Origin of the sequence: Cryobacterium lactosi, assembly GCF_004403945.1 — a bacterium.
Classification (GTDB): domain Bacteria; phylum Actinomycetota; class Actinomycetes; order Actinomycetales; family Microbacteriaceae; genus Cryobacterium; species Cryobacterium lactosi.
In genome coordinates, this window is sequence record NZ_SOHM01000051.1 from 56,745 (window position 1) to 78,480 (window position 21,736).

At 69.7% G+C, this 21,736-nt stretch carries 20 protein-coding genes and 1 riboswitch; of the genes, 12 read left to right on the top strand and 8 right to left on the bottom strand.

What is annotated here, in order from left to right:
* Positions 1-51 precede the first annotated feature (51 nt).
* The 3 genes from E3T61_RS21640 to E3T61_RS21650 all read left to right on the top strand — a co-directional run bounded on the left by E3T61_RS21640 (position 52) and on the right by E3T61_RS21650 (position 2,774).
* On the top strand, positions 52-1,260 hold the full coding sequence (locus tag E3T61_RS21640) for an MFS transporter (protein WP_134642883.1): 1,209 nt from the start codon (positions 52-54) through the stop codon (positions 1,258-1,260).
* Between the two features lie 9 nt (positions 1,261-1,269).
* Positions 1,270-1,965 carry an endonuclease NucS gene (gene nucS / locus E3T61_RS21645; RefSeq protein ID WP_130177828.1) on the top strand — a complete coding sequence of 232 codons (696 nt, stop codon included), beginning with the start codon at positions 1,270-1,272 and terminating at the stop codon, positions 1,963-1,965.
* 131 nt (positions 1,966-2,096) lie between these two features.
* Positions 2,097-2,774, top strand: coding sequence for an HAD hydrolase-like protein (locus tag E3T61_RS21650; RefSeq protein ID WP_134642884.1), 678 nt, complete (start codon positions 2,097-2,099; stop codon positions 2,772-2,774).
* A gap of 221 nt (positions 2,775-2,995) precedes the next feature.
* Here E3T61_RS21650 and hxlA read toward each other — a convergent pair whose 3' ends face one another.
* Positions 2,996-3,619, bottom strand: a complete 624-nt coding sequence (gene hxlA / locus E3T61_RS21655; RefSeq protein ID WP_134642885.1) for a 3-hexulose-6-phosphate synthase — start codon at positions 3,617-3,619, stop codon at positions 2,996-2,998.
* Positions 3,620-3,671: 52 nt separating this feature from the next.
* Complete coding sequence (gene hxlB, locus E3T61_RS21660; protein ID WP_134642886.1) at positions 3,672-4,319, bottom strand: 6-phospho-3-hexuloisomerase; 648 nt, start codon at positions 4,317-4,319, stop codon at positions 3,672-3,674.
* Between the two features lie 113 nt (positions 4,320-4,432).
* Between hxlB and E3T61_RS21665 the strand changes: the two genes are divergently transcribed.
* The gene (locus E3T61_RS21665) at positions 4,433-5,704 is read left to right on the top strand and encodes a LuxR C-terminal-related transcriptional regulator (protein WP_241992750.1); all 1,272 of its coding nucleotides are present in this window, start codon (positions 4,433-4,435) and stop codon (positions 5,702-5,704) included.
* A gap of 109 nt (positions 5,705-5,813) precedes the next feature.
* Here E3T61_RS21665 and E3T61_RS21670 read toward each other — a convergent pair whose 3' ends face one another.
* The 3 genes from E3T61_RS21670 to E3T61_RS22050 all read right to left on the bottom strand — a co-directional run bounded on the left by E3T61_RS21670 (position 5,814) and on the right by E3T61_RS22050 (position 8,289).
* Positions 5,814-7,532 (bottom strand): SulP family inorganic anion transporter, encoded by a 1,719-nt coding sequence (locus E3T61_RS21670; protein ID WP_134642887.1) that lies wholly within the window; start codon positions 7,530-7,532, stop codon positions 5,814-5,816.
* Positions 7,529-7,963, bottom strand: a complete 435-nt coding sequence (locus tag E3T61_RS21675) for an ArsR/SmtB family transcription factor (protein ID WP_134642888.1) — start codon at positions 7,961-7,963, stop codon at positions 7,529-7,531. Before E3T61_RS21675 ends, E3T61_RS21670 begins: the two co-directional genes overlap by 4 nt.
* 182 nt (positions 7,964-8,145) lie before the next feature.
* The gene (locus E3T61_RS22050) at positions 8,146-8,289 is read right to left on the bottom strand and encodes a hypothetical protein (RefSeq protein WP_165384932.1); all 144 of its coding nucleotides are present in this window, start codon (positions 8,287-8,289) and stop codon (positions 8,146-8,148) included.
* A gap of 329 nt (positions 8,290-8,618) precedes the next feature.
* Between E3T61_RS22050 and E3T61_RS21680 the strand changes: the two genes are divergently transcribed.
* Positions 8,619-9,590 carry an FKBP-type peptidyl-prolyl cis-trans isomerase gene (locus E3T61_RS21680; protein ID WP_134642889.1) on the top strand — a complete coding sequence of 324 codons (972 nt, stop codon included), beginning with the start codon at positions 8,619-8,621 and terminating at the stop codon, positions 9,588-9,590.
* Between the two features lie 52 nt (positions 9,591-9,642).
* A riboswitch (guanidine-III (ykkC-III) riboswitch) is annotated at positions 9,643-9,707 on the top strand.
* An 11-nt stretch (positions 9,708-9,718) separates the two neighbouring features.
* A complete protein-coding gene (locus tag E3T61_RS21685; RefSeq protein ID WP_134642890.1) occupies positions 9,719-10,042 on the top strand; it encodes a DMT family transporter in 324 nt (107 codons plus the stop codon).
* Here the strand turns inward: E3T61_RS21685 and E3T61_RS21690 are convergent.
* Complete coding sequence (locus E3T61_RS21690; protein WP_134642891.1) at positions 10,008-11,738, bottom strand: HNH endonuclease signature motif containing protein; 1,731 nt, start codon at positions 11,736-11,738, stop codon at positions 10,008-10,010. The two genes, E3T61_RS21685 and E3T61_RS21690, sit on opposite strands and share 35 nt — an antisense overlap.
* A gap of 64 nt (positions 11,739-11,802) precedes the next feature.
* Entirely contained in the window at positions 11,803-12,213 is a 411-nt protein-coding gene (gene panD / locus E3T61_RS21695; protein WP_134642892.1) for an aspartate 1-decarboxylase, read from the bottom strand.
* Between the two features lie 88 nt (positions 12,214-12,301).
* On the opposite strand from panD, the gene E3T61_RS21700 reads away from it, so the two are divergent.
* From E3T61_RS21700 to E3T61_RS21715, 4 genes are all read left to right on the top strand, one after another.
* A complete protein-coding gene (locus E3T61_RS21700) occupies positions 12,302-14,884 on the top strand; it encodes an excinuclease ABC subunit UvrA (RefSeq protein WP_134642893.1) in 2,583 nt (860 codons plus the stop codon).
* Between the two features lie 83 nt (positions 14,885-14,967).
* A complete protein-coding gene (locus E3T61_RS21705; protein ID WP_134642894.1) occupies positions 14,968-16,197 on the top strand; it encodes an aminotransferase class V-fold PLP-dependent enzyme in 1,230 nt (409 codons plus the stop codon).
* Positions 16,198-17,256, top strand: a complete 1,059-nt coding sequence (locus E3T61_RS21710; protein WP_134642895.1) for a DsbA family protein — start codon at positions 16,198-16,200, stop codon at positions 17,254-17,256.
* A gap of 129 nt (positions 17,257-17,385) precedes the next feature.
* The gene (locus E3T61_RS21715; RefSeq protein ID WP_134642896.1) at positions 17,386-18,672 is read left to right on the top strand and encodes an ATP-binding protein; all 1,287 of its coding nucleotides are present in this window, start codon (positions 17,386-17,388) and stop codon (positions 18,670-18,672) included.
* A gap of 28 nt (positions 18,673-18,700) precedes the next feature.
* On the opposite strand, the gene E3T61_RS21720 is transcribed toward E3T61_RS21715, so the two are convergent.
* Positions 18,701-19,429, bottom strand: a complete 729-nt coding sequence (locus E3T61_RS21720; RefSeq protein ID WP_166793360.1) for a FadR/GntR family transcriptional regulator — start codon at positions 19,427-19,429, stop codon at positions 18,701-18,703.
* Positions 19,430-19,691: 262 nt separating this feature from the next.
* Here E3T61_RS21720 and E3T61_RS21725 point away from each other — a divergent pair, with 262 nt between their 5' ends.
* Both E3T61_RS21725 and E3T61_RS21730 read left to right on the top strand, forming a co-directional pair.
* The gene (locus E3T61_RS21725) at positions 19,692-21,086 is read left to right on the top strand and encodes a GntP family permease (RefSeq protein WP_134642898.1); all 1,395 of its coding nucleotides are present in this window, start codon (positions 19,692-19,694) and stop codon (positions 21,084-21,086) included.
* Positions 21,087-21,121: 35 nt separating this feature from the next.
* Positions 21,122-21,667: a gluconokinase gene (locus E3T61_RS21730; RefSeq protein ID WP_134642909.1), complete on the top strand. Its 546-nt coding sequence runs from the start codon at positions 21,122-21,124 to the stop codon at positions 21,665-21,667.
* Positions 21,668-21,736: the final 69 nt, after the last annotated feature.

Sequence of the window (21,736 nt, forward strand, 5' to 3'; positions counted from 1 at the left end):
CGGGATTTCTGGGGCTCTGCTCACAGTTCGCGGGCTTGGTAGCGTGGGGAGGTGAGCAGAGGACCGGTCGGGTGGCGCAATGCCATCTTTGTGTTGTTTTTCGTGAGCGGGCTGAGCCTGGCGTCGTGGGTGTCCCGCATCCCCACGGTGCGTGACGGCCTGGCGCTCCGCACCGACGAGGTGGGGCTACTGATCTTCGGGCTCTCCGCCGGATCGATCCTCGGCCTGGTCTCTGCGGTCTGGTTGCTGTCCGCGTTCGGTGCCCGGCGGGCGATCGTGGCGAGCATCGCGGTCTCCTCGACGGGGCTGGCCCTGGTGGGTGTCGCCGCGTCGGTGTGGGGGTCCGCGCCGCTCGCGTTCGCCGCCCTGATCCTGGTGGGCTTCGGCATGGGTTCCACCGACGTGATGATGAACGTCGAAGGAGCCGCCGTCGAACGTGAGCTCGGCGTCACTCTGATGCCGTTGCTGCACGCCTGCTTCAGCCTGGGCACCGTCGCCGGGGCGCTGGTCGGCGCCGCGGCCGCCGGCCTGACCGTGTCGGTGGGCTGGCACCTCATCGGCGTCGCCGCCCTCGCGCTGGCCGCCGCCGCGATCGCGGTGCGCTTCGTTCCGCTGCGGCCGGCCCTCGGCGATCCCACCGATCACACCCTGGTGCGGCCGAACTGGGCCGAGCGGATGCGCGGCAGCCTCGCGGTGTGGCGCGACCCGAGCATCCTGATGATCGGGGTGATCGTGCTCGGCATGACCTTCGCCGAGGGCTCGGCCAGCGACTGGCTCGCCCTGGCCGTGGTCGACGGGCACGGGCAGAGCGACGCCACCGGCGCGCTGGTCTTCGGGGTGTTCGTGTCGGCCATGACGGTCGGCCGGGTGGCGGGCGGTCCGGTACTGGACAGGTTCGGCCGGGTGCCCGTGCTCCGCGCCTGCTCGATGCTCGGCGTGGCCGGGCTGCTGCTGGTGATCCTCGCGCCGTCGGTGTGGCTGCTCGTGGTGGGCACCGTGCTGTGGGGCCTCGGCGCGTCGCTGGGTTTCCCCGTCGGCATGTCGGCCGCGGCCGACGACACCGCCAACGCGGCCGCCCGGGTCAGCGCCGTCGCCATGATCGGCTATTTCGCGTTCCTGGTCGGGCCGCCGCTGCTGGGCCTGATCGGCGAGCAGGTGGGCATCCTGAACGCCCTGTTCGTGATCGTGGTGCTGATGGCCCTGGCCGGACTGGCCGCCCCGGCCGCCCGCGAGCGCACACGCACCCCTGTCGCCGGTTAAGCTCGTTCAGTGCGCCTCGTAATAGCAAAATGTTCAGTTGACTACGCCGGACGACTCAGCGCGCATTTGCCGCTGGCCACCCGCCTGCTCATGGTCAAGTCCGACGGCAGCCTGCTTGTGCACTCCGACGGTGGCTCGTACAAGCCGTTGAACTGGATGAGCCCGCCGTGCAGCCTGGCCGTCTCGACGCCAGACGACCTGCAGGCCGAGGCCGGAATCACCGAGCTGTGGACCGTGACGCACGCCAAGACCGCCGACCAGCTCATCGTGAGCATCTACGAGGTGGAGCATGACTCCGCCCACGACCTCGGCATCGACCCCGGCCTGATCAAGGACGGTGTCGAGGCGCACCTGCAGAAGCTGCTCGCCGAGCACATCCACCTGCTCGGCGACGGCCACACCCTGGTGCGCCGCGAGTACATGACGGCGATCGGCCCCGTCGACATCCTGGCCAGGGATGCCCAGGGCGCCTCGGTCGCCGTCGAACTCAAGCGCCGCGGTGACATCGACGGTGTCGAGCAGCTCACCCGCTACCTCGAGCTGATGAACCGCGACCCGCACCTGGCGCCCGTCGTCGGCGTGTTCGCCGCGCAGCAGATCAAGCCGCAGGCGCGCACCCTGGCCGAGGATCGCGGCATCCGCTGCCTGGTGCTGGACTACGACGCCATGCGCGGCCTCGACGACACGGCCTCCAAGCTCTTCTAGCGCACCGGGCGCAAAAGTCCAGACTGACAACAATTACGCGTGGGCTGCGTGCGGGAGACGGCTGGGAATGGCGTGTCGCGCCTACCCTGATGAGGGTTCACATGCAAGTGTTTGGCCACCCCGGCCCTAAGATGTTGCGAGTGAACCCCACCCTGACGCGCACCTGGAGCGCCATCCTCTTCGACCTCGACGGAACCATCACGGATTCCGCCCCGGCCATCACCAACTCGCTCGCCCGCACCTTCGCGCTGCTCGGTCGACCGATTCCCTCCGACACCGAGCTGATGAAGTACGTCGGCCCGCCCCTCCTGGCCGCATTCGTCGAATACGCCGGCATGACTCCCGACGAGGCCCTCGAGGCCATCGCCGTGTACCGCGCCGACTACCAGGGCCCCGCATCGCTGGACACCGCCGTGTACCCGGGCGTCGCCGGCCTGCTCGAACGTATCCACGAGGCCGGCATCCCGCTCGGCCTGGCCACGAGCAAGCCCGAGCACACCGCCATCGCGATCCTGGAGCACTTCGAGCTGGCCCAGTACTTCACGGTCATGGTCGGGGCCACCGAGAACGAGACCCGCAGCAACAAGGCCGACATCGTCGAGGAGGCTCTGCTGCGCTTCGGCGCCGCCGGGGTCGACACCTCCGCCGTGGTCATGGTCGGCGACCGGGTCTACGATGCCGAGGGAGCCAACGCCAACGGCGTGCCGACGATCCTCGTCGAGTGGGGCTACGGCTCTCCGGAGGAGGCCGCCCTGGCCACCGCCGTGGTGCACTCCACCGACCAGCTCGCCAAGCTGCTCCTGGGCTGACCTGCCCGGATCCGCAGCATCCGCGCCGCCGGACCGCCCGCTGCACCGAGTTAGCGCAAAAATGCCCCTTCACACGTCGTGAAGGGGCATTTTTCGGCACATCGTGCGGATGCAGGGGCGCCGACTTGCCGCGAATACCCCCTTCGGGAGCGCTGAAGGGGGTATTCGACGCAACTCGCCGATGGCGGATGCGGTGCGGCTTGCGGTGCGGCTTGCGGCTGCTAGCTGATGGCGGCGCGCAGCTCGGCGGCGGCGGCGGCCGGGTCGGCGGCGCTGTAGATGGCGCCACCGGCGACGGCCACCTCCGCTCCGGCGCGCTGCACAGCCGCGATGGTGGCCGTGGAGACCCCGCCGGCCAGGGAGAACGGCACCTGAGCGCTCTCGCCGGCGCTGAGCAGGGTCTCCAGGGTGAAGCCCTCCTCGGCCTGCTCGTCCAGGCCCGCGTGCATCTCCACGAACACCGCGCCGAGCGCGATGACCTCGCGGGCCCGGCTGACCTTGTCGGCCACGCCGATGAGGTCCACGACGATGCCCTTGCCGTGCTTGGTGGCGGCCGCGACGGCGCCCACGATGGTGCTGTCGCCGGCCGTGCCGAGCACGGTGACCAGGTCGGCGCCGGCGGTGAAGGCGATGTCGGCCTCGAGCTCGCCGGCATCCATGGTCTTGAGGTCGGCGAAGACGATCTTGTCGGGGTGCGCCTGCTTGATCGCGGTGACCGCGCGGAGGCCCTCTGCCTTGATCAGCGGGGTGCCGAGCTCGATGATGTCCACGTACGGGGCCACCTGGCCGGCGAGGGTCAGCGCGGCGTCGGTGGTGAGTACGTCCATTGCTACCTGAAGCTTCATGGGATCTGCTTTCTGTTGTCGGTGGGTGCTGCGAAAAGAGGGGGGGGCTGGCCTATTCGAGGTTGGCGTGCCGGGGCCAGAGATCGTCGGCCGTTGCGCCTGATGCCTGCCAGAGGGTGTGGAAGACGGCGTCGCCGACGACGAGGACCGACTGCTCGAACAGCGCGCCTGAGTACTGCGCGGAGAGGGTGCCGCCGTGGTCCTGCTTCTGGGCGGCGGGGAGCACCACGGTGACGTCGGCCAGGTCGGCAAGCGGTGACTCGGGCGCCGTGGTGAGCACGAGAACGCTCGCGCCGGCGGCATGCGCGGTCTCGGCGGCGCGCACGATTCCGGCCGTACTGCCGGAGCCGCTGGCCGCCAGCAGGGCATCCTGGGCCGTGATCGCCGGGGTGGTGACGTCGCCGACCACGTGCACGACGAGGCCGAGATGCATGAGGCGCATGGCCGTCATCCGCAGCGCCAGCCCGGACCGGCCGGCGCCGAGCACGAAGACCCGGTCGGCGGCGGCGATGCCCGCCGCCAGGGCATCGAGGCTCGCGGCCGCACCGGCATCCGCGGCCAGCCGGCCCGCCACGGTGGTGTTCTCGGCCAGGATCGACTGCACGTTGGCGAGTACTGCTGAGGTCGCCGCGCCGGCGGTCTCGGTGCGACTGGGTTCGGCCTTGTCGGTCTCGGTTCTGGCGGTCTCGGTACGGGGCATCCCTCAATGGTTGCCGCCCCCACCCCCGCGTGCGGCCCACCGAACGGGCAGCCGGCCTACCCGGATGGGTAGGAGTAGCGGTCCAACCGCGGGCATCCGGGTAGGCTGACTCGGTGAAGTCGATCGCCAACCCCCGTTCCATCGAGCTGCTCGATGCCCTGCAGGCCGTCGTGGCCAGCTCGCTCCTCGACATTGCCGGCGGCTTCTCCGCGCTGCTGCAGCCGCTGATCGGGCACACCGCGCTGGTGATCTTCACGGAGGACTGCACCGGCCGGCCGCAGAAGAAGGCCGGCGACCCGGCGATCATCGACGAGGTCACCCTGCTCGAGCTGGACGCCGTGCGCCGGTCCCTCAACACCGAAGCCGCCGACCCGTGGGGTCTGCGGGCCGTGATCGGCGGCACCGACCGACCGATCACCGCGTGGCTGGCCGGTACCGGTGCCCTGCTGGTGCTCACCGACCCCGAGCTCACCCCGGCCGGTCGTGCCGACCCCGAGTCGACCCTCGCGCTGGTCGGCCGGTTGTGGCAGCTCGTGGCCACAAGCATCCGCCAGCAGGTGGCCGCGGCCGCCCCCGCCTACCTGCTCGACTCGCGGGCGGCCTCGGCCGAGCGGGCCAAGCTCATCGCCGACCTCACGGATGCCCATTCGACCGCCCTGGAGTCGGTGCTCGCCGTGCTGCGCTCGCCCACGGTCAGCGCAGAGGCCGCCCGCCAGACGGCGACAGACCTGGCCGCGAGCGCCATGGTGAGCCTGCGGGCGGTGTCCGACCGGGACCGGTCGCTGGCCGAGGAGCCGGTGGGCGCGGCCTTCGCCCGGCTGCGCGACGACCTGCGGCCGCTGGTGCGGTTCGGCGACCTCGACGTGCAGTTCGTCGATCCGCCGGCGAACGGGCGGGCCCTGCCCGGCGAGGTCGCCCATGCCGGCCGCGCCATCGTGCGCGGGGCCGTGCTCGCCCTGGTGGAACAGGCCGGCGTCAGCCGCGTGCGGGTGCAGTGGGACTGCGATGGCAGCAACCTGCTCATCCAGATCCGCGACGACGGCGCGGGAAACCTCACCGCCGACTCCCCCGGCGTGGGCCCGCTCACCGCCAGGGTCGCCGCCCTCGGCGGCACCTTCGGCGTGCAGGCCACCGCCGGCTGGGGCTCCGAGCTCGCGGTGTCGCTGCCGCTCGACGCCCCACTGGTTCCGTTGGCCCCGGCCGCCGAGTGGGGGCTGAGCCCGCGCGAGCAGGGCGTGCTCGCTCTCGTGGCCTCGGGCGCCCGCAACAAGGCCATCGCGGCCGAGCTGTCGATCAGCGAGAACACCGTCAAGTTCCACGTGGCCAACTTGCTGCGCAAGGTGGGTGCCTCCACCCGGGCCGAGCTGGCCTCGCTGGCCCGTTAGCGACGCACGTTTATCGGGACAAAGGTCGCAGAGAAGGACCGGAGTTCCGATTCCGTCCCTGTAATCTCACTTCTTCCTTTTTCGAGGCACTCGCGCCTCGGGGCAGCAGCTAGTCCCGGGGCAGCTGGACCGCGGATGTCCAGCCGAAGTCGCCGGCATCCGCGCCGCCGGCCGTCGCGGCCCGAGTGACGTGGCTGCGGGCGTGCTCGATCGCGGCGTCCAGGTCGGTGAAGAGGTGGTTGCGGTGGCGCAGTGACGTGATCACGCCCACCCGGGTGACCAGCTTGAGGTGCCGGGGCTGGATGCCCTTGACCAGCACCGTGATGCCGCGCCGCTCCAGGGCCTGGATCATCTCGGTGATCACCCGGGCTCCGGTGGCGTCGAGGATCTGAAGCTGCGACATCCGGATGATCACCACGGTGATGTGGCTGGTCTGGTTGACGCGTTCGAGCATCCGCTCTGCGGCGCCGAAGAACAGGGCGCCGTCGAGGCGGAACAGGGCGATGCGTTCGTCGCCCGGCACGGGTTCGCCGGGCAGCTCCTCGCGGTGCACTCCGCTGGAGGCCGAGACCGACCGCAGGGCGAAGAACGCCGCCACGGCGATGCCGATGCCGACCGCCACGATGAGGTCGACCGAGACCGTGACCAGGGCGGTGATGATGAACACGGTGGCGTCCGAGCCCGTGGAGCCGATGATGCTGCGCACCGTGGCGATCGAGATCATGCGCGCTGCGGTCATCATGAGCACCCCGGACAGGGCGGCGAGCGGGATCTGCGACACCACCCCGGTGGCCAGGTAGACCACACCGATCAGCACGATCGAGTGCACGATGGCCGCCAGCCGGGTGCGGCCGCCCGAACGGATGTTGACGGCCGTGCGGGCGATCGCGCCGGTGGCGGGCATGCCGCCGAAGAAGCCGGAGGCGATCGAGGCCAGGCCCTGGCCCACCAGTTCGCGGTCGGCGTCGTACGGGCCGGTGTCGGAGAGGGTGACGGCCACCCGGGCCGAGAGCAGGGATTCGATCGCGGCGAGCGCCGCGATGGTGAGCGCGGGGCCGACCAGCGAGCCGAGCATACCGGGATCGAGCTGGGGAAGCATCGGCGACGGCAACGAGCTCGGCAGCTCGCCGATGCGGGCCAGCGGCAGGTTGGCCAGATTGGCGATCACGGTCACCACGACGATGGCCACGATCGAGCCGGGAAGCTTCTTGTGCACCAGGGGCGCCAGCAGCATGATCGCGGCGACCACGAGCACCATGGCCACGGGGATGATCACCGTGGACCAGTCCACGGTCTCGAAGGACTGCACGGCGGCCACGAAGGCGTTGCTGCTCGGCCCGGCCTGCGAGCCGATCGCTGCGGGCACCTGCTGCAGGAAGATGATCACGGCGATGCCGAGCGTGAAGCCCTCGATCACCGGCCAGGGGATGAAGCTGACCGCGCGACCGAGTTTGAGCGCGCCGGCGGCGATCACGATGAGGCCGGCCATCAGGCTGAGCACGGCGACGACGCCGACACCGTGGGCGGCCACGACCGGACCGAGGACCACGACCATGGCGCCGGTGGGCCCGGAGACCTGGATGTTGGAGCCACCGAACACGGCGGCGATGACACCGGCCACAATGGCGGTGATGAGGCCGCTCTCGGCGCCGGCGCCGGAGCTGACCCCGAAGGCCAGGGCCAGCGGCAGCGCGATGATGCCCACGGTGAGCCCGGCGACGATGTCCCCGCGCCAGGTGCGCTTCACGTCCCGGTAGTCCTGCCAGCTGGGCAGCAGGGCGCGCACGTAACGGCCGGATGAGGCGGCAGCAGTGCCGATCACACTCACCGGGACACCGCGTCGCTGGTCAGCAAGCTGGAGCGCGCATCCGTCGACGCGGGCCTGGGCAGGCCCACCGTGCTGATCAGGCGCTGCTGGGTGGTCTCGAGGATCTCGACGAGCAGCTGCCTGGCCACCGCGAGGAGGTCGGCCACCTGCGGGTAGGCCAGGCTGTAGAAGACCAGGCTGCCGCGGCGCTCGGCCACCACCAGGTTGTGCCTGCGCAGCACCGACAGGTGCTGGGAGAGGTGCGAGGCCTCCAGGCCGGTGTCGGTGAGCAGGTCGGAGACCGACAGGTCGGCGTCGGCGTTGGCGAGGACCTCGAGCACCCGCACCCGCACCGGATGCGCCAAGCCCTTGAACAGGTTGGCCTTCACCTCGTAGAGCGGACGGTTCGCATCCGTGAAGTTGTCGATCGGGTCCTGATTCAGCGGTTCCATAAATTCATCATATCGCGGTATCGCAAGAGTGGACCCGGAAGAAGGTCCCGTCGGTCGGGTCGCCGGTCACGCGGCAGCGACAGCGGCAGCGGCAGCTCTGGCCTTACCGAAGTGGGGAACGCCGACGACGCCACAAGCCGGACGCGCGTACGCTCGCACTCCAGCTATCGCTGAGCCGGCGGCTACTCGGCGTTGGGGTCGGCGACCGTGGACGCCGGCGCCGGGGCGGGGGCGTTGCGGTGGGTGCGCCAGAAGTACTCACGCTTGAGGCTCGCCCAACGGTCCATGCTGACGGCATGTGCTGAGGTGGACTTCGGGTCGGACACGAGTGGCTCTTCTCTTGACGTGCGTTCACCACGTCGAGCGGCGTTCGACGGGTGGGGCAGGGCGTCAATCGAACGAGAACATTGCCGTGATATGCATGGCGCCACTGTCGGTGGGTTCGGTCGCCATCGACCAGCTCGGCCTGATGGATTTCTGGGGCCGTGAATCCAGTTTAGATCTCACCGTCCGGCGCCGTCAGGGGACGAAAGTCCCAATTCGAAGACATGACTGAAACCTGTCTGGGAGTTGACTGGGAGCCGCAGCGATTCAGCGCATACATAGGTGCAGGGGCCAGACTGTTCGAGGCCCGAATCTGACTGGAGACTTCTGCGTGCGCACACTTCCTACTTTCCTCACCCTGACCGCGGTTGCGGCCGTCGCCCTCACCGGGTGTGCGGCATCGCCCGATCCGGCGGCGACCCCGTCGGCCACCACAGCGGCGATCGCCTGCACCGATCCGGGTTCGACCTCGGACGCGGTGACCGTCGCCGGTGATGCCGGCGCCGAACCGACCGTGACCTTCGAAGCGCCTCTGGCCGCGAAGGAGACCGAACGGACGGTCGTCACCGAGGGCACCGGGGATGCGGTGAAGGAGGGCGACTCCGTTGCCATCTCCTACGCCGCGTACAACGCGACCACCGGGGCCAAGCTCACCGCCGGCGGCTTCGGCGACGACGCCGGCCTCACCGTCAACGTGGTCGACGGCCAGGGCGTCATCCCCGGCATCCTCAAGGGTGTCGCCTGCTCCAACGTGGGCGACAGGGTAGCCGTCGTCTTCCCGCCCGCGGATGGCTTCGGCGAGACCGGCAACACCGACCTCGGCGTGGCCGCCACCGATCAGCTGCTCTTCGTGATCGACATCAAGGAGAAGCTGCCCACCCGCGCCACCGGCGAAGACCAGAAGCCCACCGACGGCTTCCCCGCCGTGAAGCTCGCCGATGACGGCGAGCCCACCGTGACCATGCCCAAGGGCGACCCGCCCGCGGACCTCGCGGTCGAGGTACTCAAGAAGGGCGACGGCGCTGCCGTGACGGACACCTCGACGGTGACCGTGCAGTACACCGGCGCGATCTGGGCCACCGGCAAAGTGTTCGACCAGAGCTGGGGCGTCGGACCCACGACCTTCCCTGTCTCCGGCTTGATCACCGGATTCACCCAGGGCCTGGTCGGGCAGACCGTCGGCTCCCAGGTTGTCATCGTCATCCCGCCGGGTGAACTCGGTTACGAAGGCGGCAACGAGACGGCCGGCATCAGTGAAACCGACACCCTCGTCTTCGTCGTCGACATCATCGCGGCCGCGTAGCCAACCCCGGCGGCCTGCCCAGTCATTGCACAGGCCGCCGGGATAACCTTCCGGGAGACCGCTCACCGCGGTCCCGGACGAGGGATCAGTACCCGGAACGCGACAAGACTGGCCACGGGAGTGTTGTCATGTCGTGGATCATCTTGATCGTGTCCGGGGTTCTCGAAGCCGTCTGGGCGACGGCCCTGGGCAAGTCCGAGGGCTTCAGCAAGCTCTGGCCCACCGTGATCTTCGGGGTGGCCTTGGTGCTGAGCATGGGCGGCCTCGCGTTCGCGATGCGCGGCATCCCGATCGGCACCGCCTACGCGGTCTGGGTGGGAATCGGCGCCGCCCTGACCGTGCTGTACGCAATGATCTTCGGCGGGGAGCCGGCGTCCCTGATCAAGGTTCTGCTTATCCTCGGCCTTATCGGCTGTGTCATCGGCCTGAAGCTGGTGGACGACAGCCACTGACGTCACCTCGGTTCGCCTGCTCGTCCGTGGCGGCGGCGCTCGTATTGCGCATCCGGATCAGTGCCTGTCCTGGGTCGACGGTTGCCGGTGGCCTCAGCCAGTAGACCCCGTGGTTCTCGAAGATCTGCCAGCCCTGGGCGTGGAGCAGTCGGTGGTGGGGCGGGCAGAGCAGGATTCCGACACGAATGTCGGTGGCGCCGTGGTCGCGTGCCCATTCTTCGAGGTGGTGGGCTTCGGTTCGGGAGGGGGGTCTGTCGCAGTCTCCCCATCGGCAGCCGCCGTCGCGCGCGGCCAGTGCGATGCGTTGCGCGGCGGTGAAGATGCGTTCTTCGCGGCCGAGGTTGAGGGGCTGGCCATCGTCGTCGAAGGTGACCTCGATGGTGCCGCTGGTGCAGATGATCCGGTTTATGGTCTCGCGGCAGACCGGTTGGGGGTGGCCTTCGATGAAGCCGTGCCCGGTGCCGTCGGGAATCGCCACGAGCACCTCGGTCGGGTCGTGAGGTGATGGCGCGGATGCCGCGGGTGGGGTGACGAGGACCCGGACGGCGGGGATGCGGCCGCCCAGCATGCGGTTCGGGTTGACGGTGCCGCCAGCCTTGAGCAGGTCAATGAAGGTGTCGGCGGTGAGTTGGTCGGTGCTGCGCGGGTCGTCCTGGACGGCTTTGGCCCAGGCGGCCCGGTCCGGGTCGACGAAGCGCACTCCGCCTCGGCGCGGCCCCGTGGCGCTGTCGTACACGGAGAGCAGGAATGCGCCCTGCTCGGGTGGGAACTGTCCGTTGAGGTGCACCTGTCCGGAGTCGCTGGTCCAAATCCGCAGGTAGCGATCGTCCCAGGCTTTCTGCTCGCGGGTGGCGATGCCGGCTTCGTCGAGGGTGTCGCGCATGCGGCGGGAGCGTTTGAGTAGCTCGTCGACGGTCATCTCCGTCGCCTCGGCGAGGAGCTTCTGCACGGCAGCCCGAAGAGCCCCGGCGGTGATCACCTCGTCGATCTTCCCGAGGCCGGCCCGGATCGCATGTGCCGCAGAAACGGTGAGGGTTCCGGTGGCGACGGCGACGGAGATCGGGCTGTACCAGGGCAACAAACCCGCGTCGGCACAGTCGAGGCGATCGAGATCGCCGACTCCATCAACCCCATCAATTCCGTGAGCCCCGTCGGCCCCGTCAACACCGTCAACTCCACCGACCTCGTCCCGGCCGGCGCCGCCGAGCCCGGCCTCCTCGTCGAGTTGCCGGCGGGCCGCTTCGTCCTCGGCGGCGGCCGCCGCGGCGGCCGCCTGAGCGGCCTCGGTATCGCCGAGCATCGTTCCCACATCCACAAGCTTCCGGGCATCGGCGCGGGTGGAACCGGTGAGGGTCTGGATCAGCTCGGCCGGAGACAGAAAACCCTGTCGGGCGGCCAGGCCCCGCTGGCCCAACTCGGGCCGCGAACGGTGCGCGAGGGTCTTCGCCAGCCACACCGATCGGGTCTCTACCAAGCCACGCAACCTGGCCAGGTCCTTCTGGCCGGCGATCAATTCCGCGTCGGAGAGCGCGTCGTAGTCGGCGCTGCACGCCCCCAGGTGCTCCACCGCTTCAACCGCGGCGATCAACGGCCTGGGCAGCGAATCGGCCGACAGCGCCGCCGCTGGTAGCGAGGCCGTTGGCAGCGTGGCATCCGGCGGGGTACCGGGTTCGAAGGCTGCTGCGATGGTGACCATGCAGTGAGAATAGCTCAGTATCGAACGTTTGTGGCATGAAATTCACGCCTGTGGAGAACTATTTTCAGACCGCGTGCGGCGGGCGCTCCAGGTCATCGCCGTGCGCTGCGGCCGGGTCGGTGCCCACGGCGATGATGGCGTTGTTCTCGTCGACGTGCACCACTGTGGGCAGGTAGGCCCTGGCCTTCTTGGTGCCCATCTGGGCGTAGGAGATGATGATCACCAGGTCACCCTGGTGCGCCATCCGTGCGGCGGCACCGTTGACGCCGATCACGCCGCTGCCGCGCTCCCCGGCGATCAGGTAGGTCTCGAAGCGGGCGCCGTTGTTCACATTGACGATGCTCACCAGCTCGCCGGGCAGCAGGTCGGCTGCGTCGAGCAGGTCGAGGTCGACGGTCAGCGACCCCACGTAGTGCAGTGCGGAGTGCGTCACGGTGGCGCGGTGGATCTTGGATTTGAACATGGTGCGGCGCATCTGGGAAAAGCCTTTCGCGGATCGACTTCTCCACGATACGCGTGCCGCGCCGGGCTCAGTGTCAGGGGGTCGAACTAGAGTTAATCGAATGCCTCACACTCCCTCCACTTCTCCGGCACAGACTTCCCCGGCCGATCCGGCCGACTCCGCCGCCCACCCCGCCGCCGATGGCTTCGTGCGCGTGCGCGGCGCCAGGGAGAACAACCTCCGCGACGTGAACGTCGATATTCCCCGCGACGCCATCGTCGCGTTCACCGGCGTCTCCGGCTCCGGCAAGTCGTCCCTGGCGTTCGGCACGATCTTCGCCGAGGCCCAGCGCCGCTTCTTCGAATCCGTCGCGCCCTACGCGCGCCGCCTCATCCAGCAGGGCCACACCCCGCACGTCGACCTGATCACCGGCCTGCCGCCGGCCGTGGCCCTCCAGCAGCGCCGCGGTTCGCCCAGCTCCAGGTCCAGCGTCGGCACCGTCACGACGCTGTCCAATTCGATGCGGATGCTGTACTCCCGAGCCGGCACCTATCCGGCCGGGTCAGCCCTACGCCTGGACTCCGACGCGTTCTCCCCGAACACAGCCACCGGCGCCTGCCCCGAATGCCACGGCCTGGGCATCTCCCACACCGTGGCCGAGTCGCTGCTGGTGCCCGACGCGAGCCTGAGCATCCGCGACGGCGCCATCGCCGCCTGGCCGGGCGCCTGGCAGGGCAAGAACCTGCGCGACATCACCGCGGTGCTCGGGCACGACATCGACCTGCCCTGGCGGCAGCTCAGCCGTGAGGCACGCGACTGGCTCCTCTTTACCGAGGAACAGCCCGTCGTGGAGGTCACTCCGCAACGCGACCGGGTGGCCAAGCCCTACAAGGGCCGGTTCTGGAGCGCGAAGAGCTACGTGATGCACACGCTGGCGGATTCGAAGAGTGCCCAGATGCGCCAGCGCGTGCTCCCCTTTGTGGAGACCGGCCCGTGCCGGCTCTGTGGCGGCAGCGGCCTGCGCGCCGAGGCCCTGGCGGTGCGCTTCGCCGGCCGGCCGATCAACGAACTCAACGCCCTCACCCTCAGTGAGCTCGCCGAGGTGCTGCGGCCCACCGCTGAGCTCACCGGCGCCGCCGGCTCACACCGTTCGGCCCAGTCCGGCGAGGTCACCGAGGTCGCCGTCACCGTGGCCGGCGACCTGGTGCGCCGGCTCGAGGTGCTCATCGACCTCGGCCTGGGCTACCTCAGCCTGAGCCGCGCCACCCCCACCCTCTCCCCCGGCGAGATGCAGCGGCTGCGCATCGCCACCCAGCTGCGCAGCGGCCTCTTCGGCGTGATCTACGTGCTCGACGAACCCTCTGCGGGTCTGCACCCCGCCGACGCCGAACCGTTGCTGGTGGTGCTCGAACAGCTCAAGGCATCCGGCAACTCGGTGTTCGTGGTCGAACACAATATGGACGTCGTGCGACGCGCCGACTGGCTCGTGGATGTGGGCCCCCGGGCCGGCGACGGCGGCGGGGAGGTGCTTTACAGCGGCCCGGTGCCTGGCCTGGCCGATGTGGCCGGCTCCATCACCCGCGGGTACCTGTTCCCGGCCGCGCCGGACTCGGCCGCGCCCGCGCACCGCAAGCCGGCCGCCTGGCTGGGCCTGGCCGGCGTCAACCGGCACAACCTGGTCGACCTCGATGTCGACGTGCCGCTCGGCGTGCTCACCGCGGTCACCGGCGTCTCCGGGTCGGGCAAGTCCACCCTGGTGAGCAAGGTGCTGGCGGATGCCGTGGGCCGGGAGCTGCGCCAGGGCCCGGTCGACGCCGCGCCGGCCGGCCGCGACGCCGCGGCCGACCCCGATGACGAGACCGGCGAGGAGGAGAGCCCGACCGTGGTCGACGCGGTCACCGGCGCCGGCGCCATCGACCGCCTGGTGCGCGTGGACCAGAAGCCCATCGGCCGCACCCCGCGGTCCAACCTGGCCACCTACACGGGCCTCTTCGACGCCGTGCGCTCCACCTACGCGGCCACGGCCGCGGCCAGGGCGGCCGGCTTCGGCGCCGGCCGGTTCTCCTTCAACGTGCCCGGCGGCCGCTGCGACACCTGCCAGGGCGAGGGCTTCGTGGCCGTGGAGCTGCTCTTCCTGCCGGGCAGCTACGCGCCCTGCCCGACCTGCGGCGGGTCGAGGTACAACGCCGAGACCCTCGCGGTGCTCTACAACGGCAAGTCCATCGCCGACGTGCTCGGACTCACGGTCGACGCGGCGGCGGAGTTCCTCGCCGCCGTGCCCAGCGCGGCCCGCAGTCTGGAAACCCTGCGCGAGGTGGGCCTGGGCTACCTGAGGCTGGGCCAGCCGGCCACCGAACTCTCCGGCGGTGAGGCGCAGCGCATCAAGCTGGCCACCGAGCTGCAGCGCGCCCGCCGCGGGCACACCCTGTACCTGCTCGACGAGCCCACGACCGGGTTGCACCCGGCCGACGTGGAGCTGCTGATGACCCAGCTGAACCGGCTGGTCGACGCCGGCAACACCGTGGTCGTGGTTGAGCACGACATGGGCGTGGTCGCGGCGGCTGACTGGGTCATCGACCTGGGGCCGTCCGGCGGCAGCGCGGGCGGACGCATCGTGGCCGAGGGCACCCCGGCTGCCGTCGCGGCGCATCCGCACAGCCGTACAGCGCCCTATCTCGCCCAACGCTTGGAGCTAGCTGTGTAAAGGCGCCACTCCCGGTCAAACGGGACTTTGGTCCCCACTCCCGGCTCGGCGGCAATTCTAAGCTGAGCCGGGAGTTGAGATCAATGAAGCGCAGCACGCTGTTCAAGAGGCCCGCCGCCGCACCGCTCGACACGGGTCGGCAGGGTGATTTCGGCTATCTGCAGCCCGGCGAGATCTACCTCGACGCCGCCTGCCAGAGCCTCCGCCCGAAGAGCGTGATCGACGCCCTCACCGATTACTACACGAGCTACAACGCCTGCGGCGGCCGGGTGAAGTACGCCTGGGGCCAGAAGGTCGACAACGCCGTGGCCGACACCCGCCGCGCCGTGCTCGGCCTGCTCGGGCTCTCGGCCAAGAGCCACGCCGTGTCGTTCACCCTCAACACCACCTACGGCCTCAACCTGTTGCTGCAGCAGCTGCCGATGGGCCGTTTCGACCGCGTTGTCACCAGCCACATCGAACACAACTCGGTGTTCCTGCCCACCATCACGGCCGCCCGCCGGCTGGGTGTTGAGCGCCTGGTATTGGACCGGGCCGCCGACGGCGCCCTGCTCTACGACCCTGCGCAGCTGGAGAAGGCGGTGGTCGTGGTCAACGCGGCGTCCAACATCGACGGCCGCCTGCTGACCAACCTCACCGACCTGGTGCGCGACGCCCACGCCCGTGGCGGCATCGTCATCATCGACGCGGCGCAGGCCATGGGGCACGCTCGCGCACTGCTGCAGAAGACCGAGGCGGATGCGGTGTGCTTCTCCGCCCACAAGATGTACGGCGCCAGCCTGGGCGTCGTCGTGGCCCGGCACGAGCTGCTCACCTCGCTCGAGCTCGGCTTCGTGGGCGGCGGCATGGTGCAGGACGTGCGCGAGAGCGACTTCGACCTCGTGCAGGGCGACCCGGGTGCGCTGCTCGAACCCGGCCTGCAGGCGTGGGGCGAGATCATCGCGCTGGGCCGCGCCATCGACTGGCTGGGCAGCGTCCGCCCCGGCGGCCTGGCTCCCGCCGAGCACATCGGCGCGCTCTCCCGGCGTCTCTACGACGGCCTCGCCGAGATCCCGGGTCTCACGCTGCTGAACACCGCGGCCAGCCCGGTGATCAGCCTGTACGCGCCCGCCCAGGACTCGCACCGGCTCGCCGTCTTCCTGTCGCACTCCACGATCATGGTGCGCAGCGGCTACTTCTGCGCGCACCACTACCTCAAACAACAGCTCGGGCTGCCCCCGCTGCTGCGCTTCTCCCTCGGCCTGCACTCGACCGCGTCGGACATCGACACGGCCACCCAGGCCCTCGCTCGGCTGATGAAAGGCCTCTCCTAAGTGTTCTGTATCGCGGCGTTCATCATCCTGGTCGTCATGGCCGCCTTCTCGGCGAGGTACCGGCGTTACGTCGGCACGGCCTGGAACTGCACCTGGCGCCGGGTCACCTTCCGCCCTTGCGACACGACCTTCAAGCAGGACATCAAGGACCACTTGCTCGCCCCCGTAGCCGCGCGCCGGCCCGGCCTGGTCAAGCCGGCCAGTATCGGCCTGGAGATCCTCGCCGTGCTGGTTCTGCTCACCACCATCTGGTCGGGCTACACGGTGGTCAAGAGCGCCGTCAACCTCTACGTCTACGGCACCTGCAACAAGCAGGACTCGGCATCCTGCACCCTCGGCGCCGAGGCCTGCTCGATCCCGGACGAGACTCCGGGCTTCATGGAATCGCTGGGCGAGTTCGACGTGCTCGGCGCCTTCGGCAACGAGTTCGCCAGCCTCGGTGAGACCTTTGCGGCCATCCCGGCCCGGTTCCAGACCTGGACCGCCGAGGACTACCTGCCCGCCAATCCGAGCTACCTCGCCGAGGACGCCGCGAACCCGATCGCCGTCGAGGTCATCGACCCCGGCTGCACCTTCTGTAAGGCGCTCTTTGCGAACATCGAGGAGGTCGGCTTCGAATCCTCGTACAACCTCACCTACATCGCCTACCCGATCGCGGGCACCGACGGCTACAAGTTCCCCAACTCGTTGCTGGTCACTCGCTACCTCGAGGCCCTGCGGTTGCACCCGCTGGACGGCGCCGAGACCCCCGTCGACTGGCAGATCCTCGAGCGCATCTTCACCGAGAAGGCGGAGACCGGCCTGCCGTGGCAGGAGACCATCAACTCGATGGATGCCGACGAGGCCACCGCCACACTGGTGGACTGGCTGGGCGAGTTCGGCCTGTCCGCCGACCAGATCGACGTGATCGTCACCGAGGCCGGCTCCGACACCGTGGCCGAGGTCATCGCCGCGAACAAGACCCTCGTCGAGGAGAAGATCGCCACCGTGAAGATCCCCACGATCATCTTCGACGGCCGCCGCCACGACGGCCTGGTCTCGGTCGACGGCCTGCGGTAGCCCGCCCCGCCCCTCCGCGAACTGTGAGAAAAGCCCCGAAAATCACGAGTTTTCGGTGCTTTGCTCACGGTTCGCGGAAGGAAAAGGGGGCACGGGTGGCATAGTGGCCGCAGACCCCAAGGGAGACAGATGACCCAATGGCGCATCCGTGACTTTCACACCGACGACCTCGACGGCATCCTGCGCCTCTGGGAGGAGGTGACCGCGTCGAGCACCGACCCGGTCTACGGGCTGGCCGAAGTGCTCGCCTCCTGCCAGAAGGACGACGCGGTCGTGGCCGTGCACGGCAATGAGGTGGTCGGGGCCGCGGTCGGCCGGGCCGCCCACGCCCAGGGCTGGATCGTGTTCCTCGCCACGACCAAACCGTGGCAGAGCCGCGGCATCGGCTCGGCCCTGCTGGCCGCCCTCGAGCGACGGATGGCGCCGCACGCCCTGACCAAACTCTCCGCGCTGATGCCGGAGACCGCCACCCGGGTGGATGCGTTCCTCAACCGCGGCTTCGAGATCAAGAACCACCTCAGCTACTTCGAGCGCCGCATCCCCGTGCAGGGCCAGGAGATCCGGGCCCTGGCCGACCTCGGCGGGCGCATCCTGCCGCGCGACCTGTGGGCGGGCGTCGGCGGCATGGTGCGGGAGAAGGAGCTGCTCGAGCGGCGGCTGGTGACGCCCCTGGCCCGGCCGGAGATGGCCGACAGGTACGGCGTCGTGCCGCCCAAGGCCGTGGTGCTCTTCGGCCCGCCCGGCACCGGCAAGACCACCTTCGCCAAGGCCATCGCCTCCCGGCTGGACTGGCCGTTCGTCGAGGTGTTCCCGTCCCGGCTGGCGGCGGACCCGCAGGGCCTGGCGGGCGCGCTGCGGGAGACCTTCGGCAAGATCGACGACCTCGACCACGCGGTGGTCTTCATCGACGAGGTCGAGGAGATCGCCGCCCAGCGCGGCGGCGAACCGCCCTCACCGCTGCAGGGCGTGACCAACGAGCTGCTCAAGCTCATCCCGGCCTTCCGCGAGCGGCCCGGGCGGCTGCTCGTCTGCGCCACCAACTTCATCCGCACCCTCGACTCGGCGTTCCTGCGGCACGGCCGATTCGACTACGTCGTGCCGATCGGGCTGCCGGATGCCGAGGCCAGGCACGCCATTTGGGAGCGCTACATCCCCGCCGCCGTGACCGGCACCGTCGACCTCGCCGCCCTGGTCGCCGCCAGTGATGGGTTCTCCCCCGCCGACATCGAGTACGCCGCCCGTCGGGCCTCCCAGCAGGCGCTGGAGGATGCCCTCTCCGCGGGCGCCGACGAGTCAGCGCCCGGCGGGCCGAGCACCTCGGACTATCTGGCCGGTATCCGCGGCACCCGCACCACGGTCTCGGCGCAGGTGGCCGCCGAGTTCCTCGAGGACATCGACCGGCTCGCCCGGCTCTGACCGGGGCCGGGCGGTGCGGCTTCGCGGGTTACGCGCTGCTGGTCGCGTCCGCCGATTCCTGCACGAACTCGGTGAGGGTGGCCTCGAGGGTGGCATACGCCGAGGCGTACGCGGCATCCTCGTCGCCGGCAACGATGGCCTCGGCCAGGTCGTTGTGCCGATGTGCGGATGCCGGGGTGTAGTCGGTGATCGTGAAGCGCTTCTCCTGCTCCCGGGTGCGCAACAGGGCGGCCACGGTGCTCGCGAAGTGGCCCATCACGGCGTTGCCGGCGCCCTGCAGGATCAGGGTGTGGAACTCGACATCGGCCTCGAGATAGCGCCGGCCGTCGTGGGCCCGGTCGGCCTGCACCATGGCGGCGGCGGCCCTGGCCACGGCCTCCCGTTCCTCGGCGGTCATCAGGCGCGCGCTGAGCCGCGCGGCCACCGGTTCGATGCCCAGGCGCAGCTCGAGCATCTCGCGCATCTGGGCGAAGTAGTCGCCCTGGCCGCGCCACTGGATGATCTGCGGGCTGAACAGGTCCCAGGCCCGACGGGCGAGCACCTGGGTGCCCACCCGCTGGCGAGGCTCCACCATGCCCAACGATTGCAGGACCCGGAGGGCCTCCCGCAGCACGGAGCGCGACACGGCGAAGCGTTCGCTCAGCCGGTCGAGGTTCAGGATGTCGCCCGTCTGGTAGCTGCCGTCGACGATCTCCTGACCGAGCGCGTTCACCACCCGTGCGTGCAATCCCCGGTCCCGCCAGGTTTCGTCGCCCATTGCCGTCACTGTCACACGCTCACTCCCCCGGTGCGACCCGTCGCACCGATCCGCTTCAGCCTGCGTCGTCGCAGGCTGCCCTTTCGGTGTTGTTGACCACATCACCGTTGTTGTGTAACACTTCATTAATCCGATTAATCAGATTAATCAGATCACGTACCTCTTCCTTCACTATGCCGCATCCTGCGCCGTGAGGGGGACCTGCGTGTTCACCACATGACGAAGAGGTCGCAGGGACGCGGCCCCGGAACGGATTCTCCAGATGAATGTGACCCGCGCGATTCAGGCGGTGGAACCAGTGGTTCCCGCCGGCAGCACCCTGCAACTCATCCTCGCTGCGACCATCGGCGTCGCCGTGATCATCGTGCTGATCACCTGGCTCAAGGTGCATCCGTTCCTCGCCCTCTCCATCGGCGCCGTCGGCGTGGGTGTGGGCGCCGGCATGGCCCCCAACGCCGCGGTCACCAGCTTCGGCGCCGGCTTCGGCTCCACCATGGCCGGCGTGGGTGTGCTCGTGGGCTTCGGTGCCATGTTCGGCAAGCTCCTGGCCGACTCCGGCGGAGCCGACCGCATCGTCGACGCGCTGGTCAGCCGCTCGAGTGTGCGCACCCTGCCGTGGACCATGGCACTCATCGGTGGCCTCATCGGCCTGCCGATGTTCTTCGAGGTCGGCCTGGTACTGCTCATCCCCGTCATCATCCTGGTCGCCCGGCGCAGTGGCCAGTCGCTCATCCGCATCGCCATCCCGGCCCTGGCCGGCCTGTCGGTCATGCACGGCCTGGTGCCGCCGCATCCGGGCCCGCTCGTGGCCGTCACCACCCTGAACGCCAACCTCGGCCTCACCCTGGCCATCGGCGTGCTCATCGCCATCCCCACCGTGATCATCGCCGGCCCGCTGTTCAGCAAGTTCGCGGCGCGCTGGGTCAAGGTGCCGGTCCCCGAGATGTTCATCACCGCTGCCGACCAGGGCCTCGAGGAGAACATCAAGCGCCCGAGTTTCATCGCCACCGTCTCGGGCATCCTGCTGCCGGTCGTACTGATGCTCGCCCGCTCGATCGCCGACGCCATCAACCCGGGCTCCACCGACCCGCTCAACGCCACGCTGGACTTCCTCGGCACCCCGATGATCGCGCTGGGCATCGCCGTGATCTACGCCATGATCGTCTTCGGTCGCGGTGGCGGCATGGACCGTGCCGCGGTGTCGAAGTCGCTCGCCGACTCGCTGCCCCCGATCGCCGGCATCCTGCTCATCGTCGGCGCCGGCGGTGGCTTCAAGCAGGTACTCATCGACACCGGCATCGGCACCGTCATCGCCGACGCCGTCAACGGCTCGAGCGTCTCGGTGCTGCTGCTGGCCTGGGTCGTCGCCGCGCTGGTGCGCGTCGCCACGGGTTCGGCCACCGTCGCCACAGTGACCGCCGCGGGCATCCTCGCGCCGGTCGCCGCCAGTCTCGGCGCCACGGATGTCTCGCTCATGGTTCTGGCCATCGGCGCCGGTTCGCTGTTCCTCTCGCATGTCAACGATGCGGGCTTCTGGCTGGTGAAGGAGTACCTCGGCACCAGTGTTCCGCAGACTCTGAAGACCTGGACAGTCATGGAGTGCCTCATCTCCGTCACCGGCCTGGCCGGGGTCCTCCTGCTGAACGTGGTGATCTAGCCGTGTTCGAGAATCAGCAACCCGTGCTCGTGGTCATGGGCATCTCCGGATCCGGCAAGTCCACCGTGGCGGGCATCCTCGCCGGCCAGCTCGGCTGGGACCTCGAGGAGGGCGACGACCTGCACCCGCAGGAAAACATCGACAAGATGTCCTCCGGCGAGCCGCTCAACGATGAGGACCGCGCCCCCTGGCTCGACACGATCTCCTCGTGGATCATCGAGCACACCATGGCGGGCGTGCCCGGCATCATCACCTGCTCGGCGCTCAAGCGTCGCTACCGGGACGTTCTGCGCGAGCACAACGTGATCTTCGTGCATCTGACCGGGTCGAAAGATCTGATCGGACGACGCCTGGCCACCCGGCACGACCACTACATGCCCACGTCGCTGCTGGACTCGCAGGTGGAGGCGCTGGAGCCGCCGGAATCCGACGAGAACGCGATCACCATCGATGCCGGCCGGAAGCCCGCCGAGGAGGCCGCCGAGATCGTGCGCCGCCTGGGCCTCACGCCGAGCCCCGGCTCCTCGGCTCTGGGCGCCCCCGCCCCCGGCCAGTCCTCGGTCGCCCGCCCGGCGCGCTGACGCTCGCGGGCGCGGCCGGCTCCCGTCAGGCCAGGGCTGGATGCCCGGCGGGCAGCGCGTGGCGCTCGC